This is a genomic window from Nostoc sp. CHAB 5836 (genome assembly GCF_020829445.1).
Lineage (GTDB): Bacteria > Cyanobacteriota > Cyanobacteriia > Cyanobacteriales > Nostocaceae > Nostoc.
Genome location: NZ_JAIVFV010000128.1, coordinates 1 through 20,020, shown reverse-complemented (window position 1 = coordinate 20,020; position 20,020 = coordinate 1). Strand labels below are relative to the sequence as shown.

Below are 20,020 nucleotides of genomic sequence, written 5' to 3'. Positions count from 1 at the left end.
CACTTAAAATAAAATAAAAAATGGCTAACAACGAAGAATCGCGTGGTTTAAAGTCTCTATTTGATTGGTTTGCAAATCGACGGAAATCAGGATCTACTAGTCTCGAACGCCAAGAACGTGAAATTGCTGATGGTTTATGGCACAAATGTTCTAAGTGTGGAGTGTTGACATATACAAAAGACCTGAAAGCCAATCAGATGGTTTGTGTCGAATGTGGTCATCACAATCGGGTAGATAGCGATGAGCGCATCCGTCAATTGATAGATCATAATACTTGGAAACCTTTAGACGAGCATTTGCGTCCAACGGATCCCCTAGAATTCCGCGATCGCAAACTCTACAGCGATCGCCTCCGGGAAACACAAGATAAAATTGGCTTAATAGACGCGGTGAACACTGGTTTAGGTCAAATCAATGGTTTGCCCATTGCCCTTGGGGTTATGGACTTCCGTTTTATGGGTGGTAGTATGGGTTCGGTCGTGGGAGAAAAACTCACTCGGATGATTGAGCAAGCCACTCAACGGCGGTATCCTGTAGTTATCATCTGCACCTCCGGCGGCGCGAGAATGCAAGAAGGAATGCTTTCTTTGATGCAAATGGCGAAAATCTCCGCAGCCCTACAACGCCATCAAGACGCGCGATTATTATATATTCCCGTTTTGACCAATCCCACAACGGGCGGTGTTACCGCTAGTTTTGCAATGTTGGGTGATATCATTTTGGCAGAACCCAAGGCAACTATTGGTTTTGCCGGTCGGCGAGTGATTGAGCAAACCTTGCGGGAAAAACTACCCGATAATTTTCAAACTGCTGAAGATTTGCTCCAGCATGGCTTTGTTGATGATATCGTGCCCCGCACTCAATTAAAGAATACCTTAGCGCAGCTGATTGCCCTACACCAGCCTGTACTAACAACACCTCATATGGTTTTGTGGGAAACAATGTCTTTAACTTCTAGCGCCGCAGAATAGTCAAAAGTTCAAAGTGAAGAGTCAGGAGTGAAAAAATTCATCACTCCTCACTCTTATCTTATATAGGACTTACGCAAAATAATCAAAAAACGAACCGCAAACGCGAGTGATATAGTGCTTTTCCCTTGAGAGACTCTGATCGTGAATTAAAGGATTGAATTTTGAATTGTTCAGTGTCTGTGATCAACAAAAAATTATTTAATTTTTTGGGATTAGTAATGGCGATCGCGATCGCTATTATTGCTTGTCAAAGCCTACAATTACCAAGCAAACCGTTAGCATCTACCGCAGTCACCATTAAACTCAGTGGTTGGGGAGGGTCTCCTGTTGAGCAAAAACTATTAAGGCAGATACTAAGTAAGTCGGTGAAAATAAATCAAACTATGTGACGAAACGTAAACAGGCTTGAAATCCTTACCAAGGACGAATGACAAAGGACAAATGACAGCCATCACGAGTTATTTTTAATTGCGCCGACCTACTTAAATCAGTGGCAAAGAATTTGGGCTATGACCAAGACGCACTGCGATCGCCATTAGTGGCGGGAGTTGATTATGCTACACCGTGGCAGGTAGGTCAGTATCCAGGTGCGATCGTCAATAATTTTGATAACCAGTTTGTCAGCGCTTTATTGGGGCAACAACCATTAAAGCAGGCGATCGCGCGGGCACAAAGAGAAGCTAATCAGCAAATTAAGGCAATGGAGTAATGCATAAGACCTCTTGCAAAAGTCCCTAACACCCCACCCCCAACGCCTCCCGAAGAGCCTACGGTGTATACACAAGTGACTTATTTTGCTCAAAGCGCTCTCAGACCTAACGAGAACAGCCCCAACCCTTGTAGCGTTCGGGAGCCAATCTTCAAAGCCCCTCTCCGTGTCGGAGAGGGGTTTGGGGAGAGGTCTGCCAACTTGTGTATACACGGTAGCCGATAAATTGGGGGGAATCGGAATTCAATGCTAGCAGGACTTACGCAAAATCATGAAAAAACGAACCGCCATCGCGTAGCGTCTCCCCCTGGGAGAAGTACGCCAAGTACGCCAAGAAATAAGAGTTTCAGAGAGTTATTGCGTAACTCCTAGCTAGCTTGCTTTTCATCATTCAAAATTCAGAGTATAAATAAATACTATATTCCAAAAATCATGAGTTGGCGATGTCTACGGTGGTAAAAGGGCTTTGTTCTTGGCGCAGCCCCCCGTAGAGAAGTGTGGGCTGAGGCCTGGCTGCATGGCTTTGCAAAAGTTAAAAATTAACTCCGGGATAGTTATTGGGGATAGATAAGATGAACAACAGATTAACGTTTTATATAATTTTGTTACATGGTTTGTTTTTAGGAATAGCAACGGCTAGCGCCAAGTCACCGTTTGTTAACAGAGTTGAGACAGAGTTGTCAGCCAACCATAGGGTTGTAGAAGGCTTGGTTACAGCCAGAAGTGGAGATAAATCCAATAGTCAGTTAACTACAGAAACTTCTTCAACTAAAATCTCAGGCTTATCGCCAGATAAGATCAATATTTCCCAGAAACAGAGGCTACCTTCAGGGCAAGTTTGGGTAGTCAATCAAAATAAACACGTACAGCCTCAACCGTTTATTTGGGTAGTAAAAGATTCTAAAAAAGCAGGGTATCAACCATTTTTGCAAGTTGCAAAACCCCCAGAAAAACCTAATGCAAAGCCTAACTCGAGAAAACCACCAGCAAAGGATGATTTAGAGCCATTTGACGAAGTAGTCAAAGATACCCAAAAGTCAGGGGGATTGTTTACCATTTATCGCAATAAAGAAAAGAATAAAATTTATCTAGAAATTAAACCAGAGCAACTTAATAAAAATTACCTAGCTACAGCAACCCTGGAATCAGGCATTGGCGAACGGGGGATTTACAGTGGTATGCCTCTGCAAGATTTTTTGTTTTATTTCGAGCGAGTGGATGATAAATTAAACTTTGTGATCCGCAATGTTAATTTTCGTACTCGTGAGGGAGATCCTCAAGCGCGATCGCTAGCCCGGTCTTTTAGTGACTCTGTTCTTTACAACATTTCCATTAAAAGCATTCATCCAGAACGCAAAACTATTCTCATTGACTTGGGCGATTTGTTACTTACAGACTTAGCTGGATTATCTGTAAGTTTAGGAGTACCAGGAAGCACAGACCAGTCTTACTTTGGTAATGCGAAAGTTTTTCCCCAAAACTTAGAAATTGAGTCAGTTTTGAATTTCTCTGGTGGCGTTGACCGCGACAGTGAAGTAGCAAGCTTTGCCTCCCTAGCTGACAACCGTGGCTTTACCCTGCGCGTTCACTACAGTCTCTCCCAACTACCCAATCAAGATTATCGACCGCGCCTTGCTGACGATCGCATCGGCTATTTCATTACCGCCTACCAAGATTTGTCCAAAGACGATCGCGGCGATTCTTTTGTCCGCTACATCAATCGCTGGCGTTTGGAAAAAGAAGACCCGAAAGCAGTAATTTCTCCTCCCAAAAAACCGATTGTCTTCTGGATTGATAACGCTGTGCCTTTAGAGTACCGCGATGCGATGAAAGAAGGCATCCTGATGTGGAACAAAGCTTTTCTGAAAGCGGGATTCAAGGATGCAATTGAAGTGCGCCAAATGCCAGATGATGCCACATGGGATCCAGGAGATATTCGTTACAACACGGTTCGCTGGATTAATACAGTAGATGGTTATTTTGCAATGGGGCCGTCCCGCGTTAACCCTTTAACTGGGGAAATATTGGATGCAGACATTCTTGTAGATGCCAGCTTTGTAAGGGCACTCAAGAATGAGTATCGCAAAATCGTCCAACCCAGCCAAAGAGAAAATCGCACTACTTTATCCGCTTTGATGCAAAATCGCCTACTTTGCGCCAATGGTATAGATGCCAATAACAATAGTACGCCGCAGCAGATACAAGGGCAACAGGGGTTATTGAGTCGTTTATCGAAAATGGCAGGCGAGTACGATTTATGCTACGGCATGGAAGCTGCTAACCAGTTTGCCTTTGGTTCATTGGCAATGTCACTGCTGCCCGATACTATGGCCACTCCAGACCAGGTGAAAGAATATATCAATCAATATTTACGTTTAATCATTGCTCACGAAGTTGGGCATACTCTTGGTTTACGCCATAACTTCCGTGGTAGTACCCTGCTAGCACCAGAGGAGATGAATAATACGGAAATTACCAAAACTAAAGGTCTGACAACTTCTGTGATGGACTATATTCCCCCAAATATCGCCCCTCAAGGTACAAAACAGGGAGATTATTTTCCCAATATGGTGGGATCTTATGATGAATGGGCCATTAAGTACGGCTACATACCAATTCAAACATCAACTCCCATAGCAGAAAAGCCGATTTTGGAGGAAATTGCTGCACAATCCTACAAACCAGAGTTGAGTTATTCCACAGATGAAGATATATATGACCTTGACCCAACTGCCAATGCTTGGGATAATAGCGGCAATGTGCTGCTTTATTCTCAGTGGCAGTTGAATAATTCGCGGGTGATGTGGGAACGTCTCGATAAGCGTTTCCCAATGGCTGGTGATAGTTACAGCGACGTGAGCGAACGTTTTACCACCGTATTGGGTAATTACTTCCAGCAAATATATTACACCACAAAATACATCGGGGGACAATCTTTTTATCGCATCCACCCCAGCGAGATCGCCTCCGAAAAAGTCTCTGGAGTCGGCCAACACCGTTTACCATTTGAGCCAGTATCAGTGGAAGAACAACGGCAAGCTTTAGAAACGCTGCAAAAATATGTGTTTGCAGAAGATGCCCTGAGTTTTTCACCAGAATTACTGAATAAATTAGCACCTTCTCGTTGGCGGCATTGGGGTAGTTCGCCGCGAGTTGGCCGTTTGGATTTTCCCATTCATGACTTGGTGTTATTCATGCAAGGTTCTGTGTTGCGGGATTTACTTTCAGGCGATCGCCTCTCTCGCCTCAAGGATATTGAACTCAAAACGAAGCCCGAAAATGCATTGACTCTGCCGGAATTATTTGACACTTTACAATCAGGTATTTGGACAGAAGTAATCAAACCAAAAGGTAAACCAATGAAGATTGCCAGTTTACGGCGAGGCTTACAACGGCAATACCTGAACATTTTGACGGCTATGGTGTTGCGAAAAGAAGAATATGTTCCCGAAGATGCTCGCACTCTGGCTTGGTATAAACTCAAACAACTAGATGAGAAACTCAAGGAGGTTAATTCCGAGGATGAATACACCAAAGCACACTTATTAGAAACACGCGATCGCATTGAGAAAGTCTTGAATGCGCCGTTACAAGGAAATTAAAATAATTCGTAATTCGTAATACTTCGGCTACGCTCAGTACAAGTTCGTAATTCGTAATTAGGTTTTGTCACGGGGATTTAGCTTAGGCGTTCAAGTCGCGCTGGCTGTAGAGACTCTTGACTTAAACCCCCAAAGTTCGTTAAAAAGGGGGACTTTAAGACTCTTATTCCCCCCTTTTTTAAGGGGGGTTAGGGGGGATCAACAAATATTTGATACTTTTGAGACATACTCTAAGTACGTTGGCGCGAAAAAAGTCAAGTATGTTACGAAACGCAAATAAGCTTAAAACCTTTACTAATGACAAGTGACCAATGACAAGTGACAGCCTTAGCCAGTTAACTTTAATTGCGCCAACCTACTTACCTCTACTTTTCTTAACTACTCAACGCCTTTAAAAACCGTTGCAAACTCTTAAACACACTGGGCTTTCTTGCTGGTGTCCCGTCTGTTATTGTTTGCGCTTGTCCCTTCATCAGGATCAGATCCAACTCATCACCCGATGGTTTTGTGGGTAATTCGGCAATTCTTTGATATTCACCGCCCGTTTCTAGCCAAACTTCCCACTGACCTGGGTAGCAGCGATATAGGGCACTTTGATCGTCTACGGGGCGCAGGTAATAGGCAGATTCAATGGTACTGATAAAACGATCGCGGATTTTTCTAGCTGTATAACCAATACCCACAGTTCCAGAATCTTCTAGGCGGGGATTTAACAAGACTAAAGGGCGATCGCTTATTACTTCACACAGCTTTTCCAACTGTGGTACTTCTACCGAAGTGGGGGCGATGAACAAGAAAATTTCATCCTCTGGCTGAATTTTTGTCTGCAAGGAAGCAGCCCTACCCGTCCCAATATCCAAAATTTGAAATGGCACATCAGCCCAATTGCGGCGGGCCAGGGCCGCAGCCCCAGCGTCAGCAAAGAAAATCTTCAGACGGGAATCATATTCTGTAAACACCGGCAGAAATTGTTCCGCCACCGGCATAAACTTTAGTTCTGGGAACAGGAACTCAACTTGTAAGCGAGTACAACCATCTGCAAGGGCAGCTTCAACGGCTACACGAGATTGGGCGATCGCATCTTCAAGACTATTTGGAAGTTCAGTCATAATCTGCATGGTGCTGTAGTGTCTACTCCCATTGTTTCAGTATTGGCTCTTAATTAGGACTTACCCAAGAGCAGCTTTAAAAAGTATGGCTGTTTCATTGGAGTAGGGAGGGATTTTGCCAACAGCAGGCGATCGCTGTAAGGATTTGAAGAAAATATTTTATACCAGTATGTAATCTGGTTTTTTAGGGACTTCCAAAAAATAAATTATCCATCAAATCATCTATAACTTTTGATTATTTAATTCTGGAAATAGTTCATTCGGCAGAAGGATGTATATAAATAAAGAAATGTCTAATTTAGTTATTAAGAGATGAGAAGAAAATTTTTGATTTGAGGTTTAGATATAATGGTTCTCTACAAATTAGAAGATTTTGAGCCTAACTACCGGGATACTTTTGAAGGTCGCGACATTAATGGACTTGGGGTTTATACACAAGCAACTGATGAAAAAGTTGGCACTGTCAGTGATGTTTTAGTCGATGAGGAAGGCCATTTCCGCTATCTAGTTGTTGACTTAGGTTTCTGGATTTTTGGTAAGAAAGTATTACTCCCAATTGGTCGTGCCCGTATTGACTATAACGTTGATCGCGTCTACACAATTGGCTTAACTAGAGAGCAAGCAGAAGATTTACCTGAGTTCAATGGACGCGAAACCCTTGATTACGACTATGAAGAACGGGTGCGTGGGGTATATCGCCAACCTACAGACTACGCCCAACCTCTAGATGCATCATTACCATTGGAAGCTACAACGCCACTAGATACAACCTATCAGCAGTCGGTTACACCTACTTACGCTCCTGATAGCTACACTTACGAAAATGAGCCTTCTTTATACGGGTTAAATGAGCAAGATCATCAAACTCTGAGATTGTATGAAGAACGGCTAATTGCTGGTAAACGACGCCAGAAAACTGGAGAAGTAACCATTGGTAAGCACATTGAGACTGATACTGCACGGATTGCAGTGCCGGTAGAAAGAGAACGAGTTGTGATTGAGCGTGTAACTCCAGCAGATGCAGGTACCGCCGTATCTGGGGGCGAAGCAGATTTCCGCGAAGGCGAAGTTGCTCGCATAGAAATCCACGAAGAAACTCCTGAAGTTCGCAAAGAAGCATTTTTGCGCGAAGAAGTTCGAGTTAGAAAAGTGGTAGACCATGACACAGTTGAAACTCAAGAAACCGTGCGTCGTGAAGAGTTAGACATAAATACTGGTAATCTTCCGGTTGAAGAACGCTAAGAAAATATAGTCATGAGCTAGTAGCTAATGACCAAATATTAGGACTGCTACTTGATTTTTGAACAAAACTCAGTACGCCTTTTTCCCTGTTCTCTCTCTATGAGTGATTTAGGAATCAAAATGGATTCCTATAATTAATTCAACCTAGTGCAGGTGAGGCTTTTTAATTGGGAGCATCCCAATGCAAGCTTAAATCTTTTCCCTCACCCCCAGCCCCTCTCCCAAAGATGGGAAAGGGGAGACATAATTCTAGTTTCCCGAATCCCATGTTTGGGAGAAGGGGTTAGGGGATGAGGGCTATCAAGGTTTTTGCATATTTGGGATACTCCCTTTTAATTAGCTTTACCTGTGCTTATAATGCTCATCTCATTTGAGATTTTGGATTGCGAATACAGGCCTATTTCATTCTCATCTAGCCCGCTTCAGAATTAATTCTGAGTACAATGGGGAAAGTAGTCTAAAGACCAATACGCTTCACAAAAGGGCTGAAACTCTTTTTTATTACGTAGACGCAAAGCGGCTTGCCGCAGGCTACCACAGAGGCGCAGAGAACACAGAGAGAAGAGAGAAGCAGGAAATGTTTATGTCTAGAATTAAATAGCCCTGATTGCGAATATTGCTCTGGATAGAGGTGAGATAAATACATTCGTCGCAAACAATTTTCTAAATGCTATCCAAATGCTGAATACATTTAATTTAGCTAAATAGAAAGGAGTTCATAATTTTTACATATGAATAGCCCACCGATGACAAAAAACATTGGACAGGGAAATTTAAACCCTCACACTAGTACCTCACTAGCAAATTTGAAAGATCAGGTGAATAATTATCTTGTCATCGATAGGCAAGGTCAGCTAGTAGGAGTAGTCCATGATTTAATTGTGGATGCTAATCGACGGCTAAACTTAGTTATATCTAAACAGGCGAATCAAGAAACTGTAGAAGATGGTCAGCAGTTAGCTGAAAGACATCCTTCTTTATTTCGATTGCAGAGCCAGAAAATAAAACAAATCCATAAGTCAACTAGATCTGTTTTCATAGACTTAAACAAATCAGAAATCGAATATATGCCTGAATATTTAGAAACAGAAACACCAGGCGAACACACACTATCAGAAAATTCAACTGAGCAACTAGCTAACCATCAAACTACAAATAGCCCAGTTGAGCCAGTAAATTTAGAACAGGCTACTGAAGAACAGATTATTCGTCTATTAGAAGAACGTCTAGTTGTTGAAAGCAGTAAGCGTAAAATTGGTGAGGTGATCGTTCGCAAAGTAATCGAAACGCGGATGATACAAGTTCCTGTCCGGCGTGAAAAGCTGATTGTGGAACAAATTAGCCCAGAAAACAGACAACTGGCAGAAATTGATTTAGGAGAAGGGGAAATTGCTGGTGTTGATTTGACCGAGGTACAAAAACTTGAATCTACACATTTTGACAGCAGTTTAACTGTAAGCGGCGAATTTAGCTCCCCTAAAATTGCTAGTCTATTGTTGAATGCGATCGCACTAGAGCGAAATCACGGATGCAAGCAAGTGCGATTGACCATTGCTGTTGAAGATGAGTCACACCAGAAAAAATACCAGGAGTGGTTTGACCGTTGTTCTCAAGGTAAATCTCTGTTCTAGCGATCGCGCTCCAGCAAGCACAGAGGGTTGACCGATTTTAAAGTAAATCTAAGAGTAATACTTACTAGAGTGATGGTATTGCGCTGTAACTTTACCAGACGCAATCAAGGTACATAAAAATATCAATGTGAAAATGTGGTTTTAGCTACGCTATTCCATTGAATTAGTAAGCTAAACTTGCTGTATGTATGTCATCAAATACCTAGCTTCATCTAGTAACTAAAAAGGCATAAGCAATGAGTAAAGAACCAGTCAAAGTAATATTATGGGAAGAGAATCAAAAAGATTTTCTAAAAAAGTTCTATGACCTCCAATTTACTCCCAGAGTAGGAGAGGAAGTTTACCTAAAAAAGGAGAAATGGAAAGTAACCAGAGTTGAGCATGATTTAGAAATTAGTGAGGTTAATGTCTACATGGAATTAATCAAAAAAGCCAAGCAGGATAAATCATCTAATTCATAAATACAAGTAAGTTGGCGCGAAAAAACCTAAATATGTTACGAAACGTAAATAGGCTTAAAACCCTTGTAAATGACGAAGGACACCAGTTATCTTTAATTGCGCCCACTTACTTATTCTCAGGTGGAATTTGTCAAGTACTGACGATCGCACCGTGAAAATACTAAGTAAGTTGGCGCGAAAAAATCAAAGTATGTTACGAAACGTAAATAGCCTTAAAATCTTTACTAGTGACCAATGACAAAGGACAAATGACAGCCTTGACCAGTTAGCTTTAATTGCGCCGACCTACTTACATCAACGGGGAGCATCCAATCTTCTGTGTAACGATACGCTATAAAAGTAAAGAAATGTAAATAAACTAAATTTTGTAAGCGTGGGAAATATCACATTGGGGCAAACTGGCCCAGTCGTTACACCTTTGTGCATAGGCACTTGGGCTTGGGGTGATAAACTCTTTTGGAATTATGGCGATCGCTATGGTTCAGAACAGTTACAAGAAGCCTTTACAGCAGCTTTAGAGGCTGGTATTACCTTCTTTGATACTGCCGAAGTCTATGGAATGGGGCTATCAGAGAAATTTTTAGGACAATTTTTGCAACAGACACAACAATCTGTACAAATCGCCACAAAATTTGGCCCTCTACCGTGGCGATTTACAGCTCAATCCGTCTCTGATGCTTTAACAGAAAGCCTCAAACGCTTGCAATTAGAGCGAATCGCCCTGTATCAAGTGCATTGGCCTTTTGCCTTCTTTTTAAGCCAAGAAACTTTGATGAATGCCTTAGCTGATGAAGTGAAACTCGGCAGAATTGCCGCAGTGGGTGTGAGTAATTACTCAGCAGAGCAAATGCGAGACGCGCATCAAATATTGGCAACCCGTGGAGTGCCTTTGGCTGTCAACCAAGTGCGCTATTCTTTACTCAGTCGCCAAGTTGAAAGCAAAGGTATTATCACAACTGCGCGTGAGTTGGGTATAACTATCTTGGCTTATAGTCCTTTAGCACAGGGATTACTTACAGGCAAGTACAGTATCGATAACGCTGAAACCCCCACTGGTGCGAGGAAAATAGACCCGCGATTTCAGAAAGAAGGTCTGCAAAAAATTGGTCCAGTCATATCTTTACTACGTAACTTCGGACAAAAATACGATCGCACCCCTGCTCAAGTTGCTCTCAACTGGTTAATTGCTCAGGGGAACGTTATTCCCATTGCTGGGGTGAAGACAGCCGAACAAGTACGGCAGAATGCTGGTGCTTTAGGCTGGAAATTGAGCGACGATGAAGTTGGAGAGTTAGAACTAGTTAGTCGTCCTTGGCTGTAGTAAGTTGGCGCGAAAAAATCAAAGTATGTTACGAAATGTAAATAGCCTTAAAATCTTTACTGGTGACCAATGACAAAGGACAAATGACAACCTAAGCCAGTTAGCTTTAATTGCGCCGACCTACTTACTCAAACACAGGAGGCCAAATTTCTGACACTACTAGCTCCCAACCTGGTAATAAGTCTGGTAGTGTCAGTTTGTCATTGTCCTGCAAAACTATTGGTTCTTGGTTGAGTCGGTAAACTGTGAGCGTCAATTTGTCAGGATCAATCAGGATACCAACTGTAGAGCCAAGTTGTAAGAATAACTGAATCTTTTCTACCAGTGGCTTGATCCGGTCTGACTTAGATTTTATCTCTACCATCAAGTCAGGCACCAGTTCCACAAAGTCGCGCTTGCTTTTTTTTAGTCTATCAGCACGAACAAAAGATACATCGGGAGCGCGGAGATTTCGTTTTTCGTTATCAGCTTCTTTCCCGTTTTCAGTTTCTAATGTCGGTAAAATAAAACCAGCGCTAGAACCAGTCACTCGTCCTAATCTCTGTGGGCGTACCCAATTACCCATCTGCCGTGCAAACTCTATACCTATTTCTTCTGACTCATAATCTGATGGCCCCATAACAATTATATTTCCGTCTACTAGCTCCATCTGCCATTCTGGATGCTCTGCTTGTAGTTGCTCTAAGTCTGGAATAGTGAACATAAGACCACGAAGAATGCATCTTTAATTTATCTTCCTACAAACTGGTAGAAAAAATTACCCAAAAAGCCAAAAAGTCAAGAGCCTAAAGTCAAAATCTTGACTTTTAACTCTCAACTCTCCAATTTGAGATTTGGATTTTGGATTAAAGAACAAATCTCAAATCCAAAATTGATTAACTTTTAACTGTTGACTAGGAAGCTGATTCTCTAGCTGTAGGTGAACCTAGCTTTTTACTAGGGGATACAGAAGACTCCTGGCCACTTGTCCGCAGTCTTGGCTTGGGAGAAGAATGTCTTTCTTCTCCTCCATTGCTGCTATCTGATTTCCACGCAGAACGGGGGCGATCGCTAGAAGATTCACGACGCTTACCTAGTCTTGGTTTGGGAGCAGAAGATTCCTCTTGAGGAATTTCCACGTCTGAGTTCAACCAAGCGGGACGAGTTTGATCGTAAGCGATTTGCAGTGCAGCTGCGGCGATCGCTTGAGCATCGTATTCTTCAATCAGTTCGCTAACTATGGGTAAGAATGAAGCCAAACGCTCACCTGTCAAAGCTTCTCGCACTAGTTCTTGCAACTTGAGAATGTGTCTTGCTTCAATCTGGGCGCGTGTGGGAATGGTCAGCAATTGCCAATTTTGGCGATTATGACGTTCAAATGTTTGCTGCTTGCGGCGTTCAAATGGCTGAACTAGAGAAATTGCTGTTCCTTCTTTACCAGCACGACCAGTACGACCAATGCGATGGACGTAAGTTTCTACGCTATCGGGTAAGTCGTAGTTGATCACATGGGAGAGTTGATCGACATCTAATCCTCGTGCGGCAATATCAGTTGCTACCACCCAGCGAACTTGACGGTTACGGAATCGGCTTAATAACCGTTCCCGCGCTTGTTGTGACAAGTCACCGTGGTATTCATCTACACTGTGACCAGCTCCTTGTAACTGACTGGTGAGTTCGGCGGCTGTGCGTCTGGTGCGGACAAAGATTAAAGCTGTTTCTGGATCTTCCATTTCCAGAATTGGCTGTAAAGCTTTGGCTTTTGTCCAGTGGCGGGGGATTAGATAAGCTACTTGATTAATCTTGTTGGGAGCAGCTTTTGGTTGCTCGACGGTGACAGTCGCAGGCGATCGCAAAAACTTGTTCACCAACATCCGAATCGATGGTGGCATTGTTGCCGAGAATAAAGCTGTTTGCCGATCTACGGGCGCTTGCGAGAGGATTTTCACCACATCGTCAATAAAGCCCATGCTCAACATTTCATCAGCTTCATCTAACACAAACCACTTGACTTGATCGAGCTTTAAACAGCCGCGATCGAGCAAATCGATCACCCGTCCTGGAGTGCCCACAACCATATGAACGCCACGTTTGAGTTGTAACATTTGGCGGTCAATTGATTGACCACCGTAGATTGCTAATACCCGCAATCCTTCATTACCGATGAATTGGGCGATCGCATCGTGAACTTGCATCGCTAATTCACGAGTTGGTGTTAAAACTATGGCTTGCACGGCTCTTTGATTAATATCTAGCCGCTCTAAAATTGGCAGTGAAAATGCTGCCGTTTTGCCTGTTCCAGTTTGAGATTGACCTACCACATCACGACCGGCTAGCAATTGGGGAATTGCTTGTACTTGAATGTTAGTTGGTTCGGTAAAACCAATTTTTTCTAGTTGTTCGACACGTTCTTGGGAAATGCCTAATTCTTGAAATGAAAGAGTCATTAATTCTCCTAAATTTTTTGTAAGGATTTTTGGATTAGTCATTAGTCATTAGTTATTAGTCATTAGTCATTAGTCATTAGTCATTAGTTATTAGTTATTAGTGAGCCAAGGGCGATGGCACAGGCTCAACTCTTGGGGAGGCTATGCCAACGAGTCCGCCAGCATCTCAGGTAAACCCCCATGAAAACTGCCATTAATGCAGCGTTGACCTCAGAATAAGGGCGAATCCGTAAAGGTCATTCAACAAAGGACAAAGGACAAAGGACAAATGACAATTTAGTTATTGACTACCTGACCATAGAGGTCGTATGTATCAGCGTGGTGAATCGCTGTTGGCACGATGGTTCCTAATTTTGCCTGGCCTTTGACATACACCAGACCATCAACCTCTGGGGAAAATCTACCTGAACGACCGATTAATTCACCACTTTCAGGATTTTCTTGCTCAATCAGGACATCAACGATTTTGCCTACTTCCTGTTGATTTTTCTTTTGGGAAATCGGTTGCTGGATTTCCATAAGTTGGTATCGGCGCTGATCCATCACCAATTGGGGCAATTGATTTGGCAACTTGTAAGCTGGGGTTCCTTCCTCAGAGGAAAAGGTGAAGACACCAACATGATCGAATTCATGCCTTTGAACAAACTCTAGTAGATGCTCAAAATGCTCCCTCGTTTCTCCTGGGAAACCAACAATAAATGTTGTCCGCAAGACGGCTGTTGGTAGCGCCGTTTTGATGCGATCAATAATCCCATCATTTATGCGTCCTTGCCAAGGACGATTCATGGACCGAAGAACATCTGGATGAGAATGCTGCAAGGGCAAATCCAAATAAGGCAAGACGTTGGGTGTTTCTTGAATCGCTGCGATCACCTCTGGGGTTAGTCCCGTGGGATAAGCGTAGTGCATTCTGATCCACGGTATATCTACTTTCCCCAAAGCGCGAAGTAATTCGGCTAATTTTGGCTGACCGTAAATATCTAGACCGTAGTTAGTGGTGATTTGGGAAATTAAAATAATTTCCTTTACCCCTTGACTAACTAACTGCTCCGCTTCGGCGACTATAGATTCAATAGTACGCGATCGCTGGTTCCCTCGAAGATGAGGAATTATACAAAATGCACAACGATAATCACATCCTTCTGCAACTCGTAGGTAAGCTACGCCCTCGGTTGTAGTGCGATAGCGCGGTGTAGTTTCGTCGGCAATGTAGGTTGGCTCAATGCTAACCTGTTTAACCCGCTCGCCAAGTTCAACACGCTCAATTACATTAACAATTTTGTGATAATCGCCAGTACCCACCACCGCTACTGCTTCAGGTAACTCCTCCAAAAGTTGTTCTTGGAAGTGTTGTGCCATACAGCCAGTGATGACGATCTTTTTATTTGCCTCTGCCAGTTCTACCAAAGTTCTGACAGATTCTTGCCGGGCCGCTTCAATAAAACTACAAGTATTAACAATAACGTAATCTGCTAACTCTTCGTTTGTATCTACACCGTAGCCTGCTTCTACGAGCATTCCCAGCATATGTTCTGTATCAATTCGATTTTTCTCGCAGCCCAGGTGAGAAATGGCAATTGTTGGCTTGTCACCCATATTTGGAAAATATCTTCATTTTTTTCTTGTAGTCAAACATCCCAGCCCTAATTTCGCTTTTTTCCGATCACTATCCTTCTAATAACAGTACAGTGGCAAATTCCCACTGTCAGCAACTGTCGGTGGACTTCTGACCCCATTAATAATAGAAACAGAGGCCATGTTATGATATTTTTATCAATCTGTTCCCCAGGGTAAATTGAAGTGTCTTTGGGTACATTTGACACTTGTAATCTTTTTTAACAATTCGCCTATTGCTATTTTACATTACCGCAGCGCCTACGTTGTTAACCTACCCATCGGGAAGCCGCCCAAAGGGCTTGTTGTGAGAAGTCGCTACCCTCAGGGAAATCGACGAAAGCGACTACGCCTATAAAGCAGTAATACTACCCTGGCCATTGGCAAGTCCTACGACTGTGCGCGGACAAGACGCCTAAACCACGGAAAGCTGCCTTGCGTCTAGTGAGTGGCAAACTCCTCTTGTAGCCAGGTTTTATCTTAACATATCTTATGGGACGTTTTACGCCAATTTCCATCTGAGGAAAGAGGCAGTAAACCGACTATCAGAAAACACATTTGACTATTTAATCAAAAGTCAAGGGTCAAGAGGAGCCAGTCACGTGCGGGGTTTCCCCCGTTGAAGAGCTACCCCCTATAGAGGTTGGCTCTGTTAAGGGAAGTGGCGTTGAACTGGCGTTCAATAGTCAAAAAATTCTGGACTCTGGACTTTGCGAGGCGGATTAAAGACGTGGACTTATATCAGATATTTAAAACTCGCTCACCAATTATTGGCGTGGTTCACCTGCTACCACTGCCTACCTCACCCCGTTGGGGAGGTAGTTTAAAAGCGGTGATTGACCGCGCTGAACAAGAAGCCGCAGCCCTGGCAAGTGGAGGGGTTGACGGGCTGATTGTAGAGAATTTTTTCGACGCGCCATTTACCAAAAACCAAGTCGATCCAGTGGTTGTGAGTGCCATGACCATTGTGGTGCAACGGATACAGAATTTGGTAACTTTGCCTATAGGCTTAAATGTTTTGCGAAACGACGCCAAAAGCGCAATGGCGATCGCTAGCTGTGTACACGCGCAATTTATCCGGGTCAACGTCCTCACAGGGGTGATGGCAACTGACCAAGGATTAATTGAGGGAGAAGCCCATCAACTACTGCGCTATCGACGGGAGTTGGGTTGTGATGTTAAAATCCTGGCCGATGTGTTGGTGAAACACGCCCGTCCTTTGAGTTCTCCAAATCTCACAGTCGCCGTGAAAGACACCATTGAAAGGGGTTTAGCAGACGGGGTAATTTTATCCGGGTGGGCTACTGGTAGTCCTCCTAACTTAGAAGATTTGGAACTAGCTTGTGGTGCAGCAAATGGCACGCCAGTGTTCGTCGGTAGCGGGGCCGATTGGGAAAATATTGATACATTGATGCAGGCAGCAGATGGTGTCATAGTTTCTAGCTCCCTGAAACGTCATGGACGAATAGAGCAACCAATTGACCCAATTCGCGTCAGTCAATTTGTGGAAGCTGCTCGTCGCAATTGGAACTCTAAAGTTGAAAGCAAATCAGCAGCACAAGTAAAGTTACATTCTTAGAAAGTGGGGAAAGAGAGTTAGGAGTTGGGAGTTGGGAGTTGGGAGTTGGGAGTTAGGAGTTAGGAGTTAAAAGTTAGGAGTTAGAGGTTGTTTGAAAAGTAGTTAGCTGTGATTATAGGCACTTTTAGATCCCCCCTAACCCCCCTTGAAAAGGGGGAAGAATTAAAGTCCCGCAATTGATCGGGGGATTTAGGGGGATCTAGAACGTTTTGCTACCAACAAGAAGACCTTTAAAACATCCTCTTAGGAGTTTTAAATTATTTGTTCCTCACTCTTAACTCCTAACTCCTCACTCTCAACTCCTAACTCCTAACTCCTCACTCTCAACTCCTAACTCCTCACTCTCAACTCCTAACTCCTAACTTTTACTAATCCCCATTCTCCATTTTCTAATATTTATGATTCGCCGCCGTTCTACTCCTTGGATTCATAGATGGTCACGTCCATTGATTGCCGCGATCGCTGGATGTGGTGCTTTGATAACAGGTTATCTCACTATCGAAAAGTTAACTGGAGGCAGTGCCGCCTGTGTGGCACAGGCTGGTGCTAAGGGCTGTAATGATGTGCTTTCCAGTCCTTGGGCAACGGTTTTTGGTCAGCCATTAGCCTTGTTTGGGTTTTTAGCATACACCAGTATGATGATATTTGCTTTGGCTCCCTTGGTATTGAAATCAGGGGAAAATAATAGCCGCAAACAATTGGAAAATTGGACGTGGTTCCTGCTGCTGGCGGGTGCGATCGCTATGTCTGTGTTTAGCGGCTACTTAATGTATGTGCTGACATCTCAAATCAAAGTTATTTGTCCTTACTGTATCGGTTCAGCTTTGTTCTCTGTGAGTCTTTTAGTACTGACGATTATCGGTCGAACTTGGGAGGATATTGGACAAATCTTTTTTACCGCTATTATTGTCGGGATGGTAACGCTGATTGGTACTTTAGGCGTTTATGCTGGTGTGAATCAATCAGATGTTACAACTGCAACTCCTGGACAACCCACAAAAATTACCTTTACTCCCAAAACAGACCCTAACCCACCCTTCGGTTGGGAAGTTACCACTACTTCTGGTGAGGCAGAAATAGCCTTAGCACGGCATCTGGCGAAGGTAGGCGCGAAGCAATACAGTGCTTACTGGTGTCCTCACTGCCATGAACAAAAGCTGCTTTTTGGTAAACAAGCCGAGGAAATAATCAATAATGATGTTAAGGTAGAGTGCGCTCCCGATGGACTCAAAGCTCAACCAGAACTGTGTAAAGCCGCAAAAATTGAAGGCTTCCCCACTTGGATCATCAATGATAAAAGCTATAGCGGAGTCCAAAACTTAGAGGAACTAGCGAAAGTTTCTGGTTACACAGGGCCTCGTAACTTCAAGTATTTCAAGTAATAGACATCGGAGTGAAAATGACTTAGGCACAATTGATGAATTGTGCCTAAGTAGGTCGGCGCAATTAAAACAGTTATCAAGTATCCGCATTATCAGCCCTATGGTGGGGGATCAAAGTTGCGCCACCAACGCCTGACACCTGTACGGCGTAGGCAAAAACTTGCGAGATAAATAGATTACTGATAACTGTTCACTGTCCACTGTTAAGTATGGGGTCTCCCCAAGTGAAGCAAGTGGCCTGGATTTAGGGGGATCTAGAACGTTTTGCTACCAAGAAGAGGACTTTTCAAACATCCTCTAAGCTGTTGGACATTTAAATTGCATATACTGGGCGCTCATGTTCCCCACCCCACAAGAGTTATATTTAATTCGATTATGCAAATTAAATGTTTTTTAGCACTAGATAATGGCAATGAATCAGCAGCCAGGCAAGGGTTTTGTAAAGTCCAAAGATGAACTTTACAAAACCCTTAGTCGAAGACACAGAGAATTGGTTACTGCGGTCAGTGTTGCAGTCTGCGTCGTGCTTTTGCACTCCATCGGATTATTCCAATCTTTGGAGTTGGCAGCTTTGGATCAATTTTTTCGCTTACGTCCAAATGAACCGCCAGAAGAACGTATTACGATCGTAGTGATTGATGAGGACTATTTACGCGAAGTAGGTTCGTGGCCGATTCCAGATCAGAAGATTGCCGAGTTGTTGGAAAAATTAAACGTCCACAAACCCCGTGCTATCGGCTTAGATATGTACAGAAATTTGCCAGTAGAACCTGGTAATCAAGAACTGCGTGATGTTTACAAGTCAATGCCCAACTTGATTGGCATTGAGCTACTAGCAAATGAGAAAAACAAAAACTTGAGTGTTTTGCCTCCACTGGGGCTGAATCACGGTCAAGTCGGCTTTAACAACGTGCTGTATGATATTGATGGGAAAGTACGCCGCAGTTTGTTGTATTGGCACGTTAAAAATCAAGTACACGAAAGTTTTGCTCTGAAGTTGGCCTTATTGTATTTAAAGTCAAAGGGAATTACTCCCACCAAAGCAAAAAGCAACCCAGAATATTTGCAATTGGGTAAGGCAGCATTTACTCGTTTTGAAGCTAATGATGGTGCTTATGTGGGGGCTGATGCTAGAGGCTACCAAATTTTGGCTAATTTTCCCAAACCCAAATGTCAAAGTTCATCTGGAGAATTTTGTAGTTTTCGCCAGGTATCGATGAAAGATGTACTGGCTAATAAAGTCAAAAAAAACTTAATCAAAGATCGAATTATACTGATTGGTTGCACCGCACCCAGTCTCCAGGATTTTGTATTCATTCCTTACTCCAGCAGTCTAATGGGTACGGCAAAGCCTGTACCTGGTATTCAACTGCAAGCTTATTTTATTAGTGAGTTAATCTCTGCTGCTGTTGATGGACGACCATTACTCAAAGTCTGGTCTGACTTGGTGGAATACTTGTGGGTTTTTGCCTGGTCTTATCTGGGAGCCGTGATGACATGGCGGATACGACACCCAACTAGGAACTTCCTCAGTCTCCTAATTTCTTGCTTTGTATTGACGCTGAGTACATACTTTGATTTCTTGTACGGTTGGTGGATACCGATTGTTCCCTCACTGTTTAGCTTTGGCAGTTCGGCTATTTGGATAACTAGTCATATTGCCCATATGCAGGAAGAGTGGAAGCGTTCCAAAGACTTTTTGCATCATGTAATTAACACGATTCCTGATCCCATTTTCGTGAAAAATGAACAACACCAGTGGATTGTTTTAAATGAGGCGTATTGTCGATTTATCGGTTATCCGAACAAGTTGTTAATTGAAAAGTCAGACTATGACTTTTTCCCTAAATATGAAGCTGATGTGTTTCGACAACAGGATGATCTTGTTTTTCAGACTCAGCAACCGCAGGAACATGAAGAAGAATTTACAAGTGCAGATGGCCAAACTTATCAAATTGCCACTAAGCGATCGC

General features: G+C 43.1%; 13 protein-coding genes and 2 pseudogenes. 11 read left to right on the top strand and 4 right to left on the bottom strand.

Annotated elements, in window-relative coordinates:
• Window positions 1-20 precede the first annotated feature (20 nt).
• The 4 genes and pseudogenes from accD (at window position 21) to LC605_RS22435 (ending at window position 5,282) form a co-directional block, all read left to right on the top strand.
• The gene (gene accD, locus LC605_RS22450; protein WP_229549732.1) at window positions 21-971 is read left to right on the top strand and encodes an acetyl-CoA carboxylase, carboxyltransferase subunit beta; all 951 of its coding nucleotides are present in this window, start codon (window positions 21-23) and stop codon (window positions 969-971) included.
• Window positions 972-1,189: 218 nt separating this feature from the next.
• A pseudogene (locus LC605_RS33360) lies at window positions 1,190-1,327 on the top strand (ABC transporter substrate-binding protein); the annotation flags it as partial.
• A gap of 128 nt (window positions 1,328-1,455) precedes the next feature.
• Window positions 1,456-1,680: pseudogene (locus tag LC605_RS22440) on the top strand (ABC transporter substrate-binding protein); the annotation flags it as partial.
• A gap of 572 nt (window positions 1,681-2,252) precedes the next feature.
• Window positions 2,253-5,282 (top strand): zinc-dependent metalloprotease, encoded by a 3,030-nt coding sequence (locus tag LC605_RS22435; RefSeq protein WP_229549731.1) that lies wholly within the window; start codon window positions 2,253-2,255, stop codon window positions 5,280-5,282.
• Between the two features lie 374 nt (window positions 5,283-5,656).
• On the opposite strand, the gene LC605_RS22430 is transcribed toward LC605_RS22435, so the two are convergent.
• Window positions 5,657-6,391, bottom strand: a complete 735-nt coding sequence (locus tag LC605_RS22430) for a DUF1995 family protein (protein WP_229549730.1) — start codon at window positions 6,389-6,391, stop codon at window positions 5,657-5,659.
• Between the two features lie 348 nt (window positions 6,392-6,739).
• Here LC605_RS22430 and LC605_RS22425 point away from each other — a divergent pair, with 348 nt between their 5' ends.
• From LC605_RS22425 to LC605_RS22410, 4 genes are all read left to right on the top strand, one after another.
• On the top strand, window positions 6,740-7,633 hold the full coding sequence (locus LC605_RS22425; RefSeq protein WP_229549729.1) for a DUF2382 domain-containing protein: 894 nt from the start codon (window positions 6,740-6,742) through the stop codon (window positions 7,631-7,633).
• Window positions 7,634-8,379: 746 nt separating this feature from the next.
• Complete coding sequence (locus LC605_RS22420) at window positions 8,380-9,264, top strand: YsnF/AvaK domain-containing protein (protein WP_229549728.1); 885 nt, start codon at window positions 8,380-8,382, stop codon at window positions 9,262-9,264.
• A gap of 236 nt (window positions 9,265-9,500) precedes the next feature.
• Window positions 9,501-9,725: a hypothetical protein gene (locus tag LC605_RS22415; RefSeq protein WP_229549727.1), complete on the top strand. Its 225-nt coding sequence runs from the start codon at window positions 9,501-9,503 to the stop codon at window positions 9,723-9,725.
• A 373-nt stretch (window positions 9,726-10,098) separates the two neighbouring features.
• The gene (locus tag LC605_RS22410) at window positions 10,099-11,046 is read left to right on the top strand and encodes an aldo/keto reductase (protein WP_229549726.1); all 948 of its coding nucleotides are present in this window, start codon (window positions 10,099-10,101) and stop codon (window positions 11,044-11,046) included.
• Between the two features lie 124 nt (window positions 11,047-11,170).
• Here LC605_RS22410 and LC605_RS22405 read toward each other — a convergent pair whose 3' ends face one another.
• From LC605_RS22405 to rimO, 3 genes are all read right to left on the bottom strand, one after another.
• A complete protein-coding gene (locus LC605_RS22405) occupies window positions 11,171-11,749 on the bottom strand; it encodes a Uma2 family endonuclease (RefSeq protein WP_229549725.1) in 579 nt (192 codons plus the stop codon).
• A gap of 190 nt (window positions 11,750-11,939) precedes the next feature.
• The gene (locus LC605_RS22400) at window positions 11,940-13,472 is read right to left on the bottom strand and encodes a DEAD/DEAH box helicase (RefSeq protein WP_229549724.1); all 1,533 of its coding nucleotides are present in this window, start codon (window positions 13,470-13,472) and stop codon (window positions 11,940-11,942) included.
• A gap of 276 nt (window positions 13,473-13,748) precedes the next feature.
• Window positions 13,749-15,068: a 30S ribosomal protein S12 methylthiotransferase RimO gene (gene rimO, locus LC605_RS22395; RefSeq protein ID WP_229549723.1), complete on the bottom strand. Its 1,320-nt coding sequence runs from the start codon at window positions 15,066-15,068 to the stop codon at window positions 13,749-13,751.
• Between the two features lie 748 nt (window positions 15,069-15,816).
• Between rimO and btpA the strand changes: the two genes are divergently transcribed.
• The 3 genes from btpA to LC605_RS22380 form a co-directional block, all read left to right on the top strand.
• A complete protein-coding gene (gene btpA / locus LC605_RS22390; RefSeq protein WP_229549733.1) occupies window positions 15,817-16,665 on the top strand; it encodes a photosystem I biogenesis protein BtpA in 849 nt (282 codons plus the stop codon).
• 398 nt (window positions 16,666-17,063) lie between these two features.
• Entirely contained in the window at window positions 17,064-18,047 is a 984-nt protein-coding gene (locus LC605_RS22385; protein ID WP_229549722.1) for a vitamin K epoxide reductase family protein, read from the top strand.
• A 412-nt stretch (window positions 18,048-18,459) separates the two neighbouring features.
• Window positions 18,460-20,020: CHASE2 domain-containing protein (locus LC605_RS22380; protein WP_229549721.1), on the top strand; the 1,561-nt coding region annotated here is incomplete at its 3' end.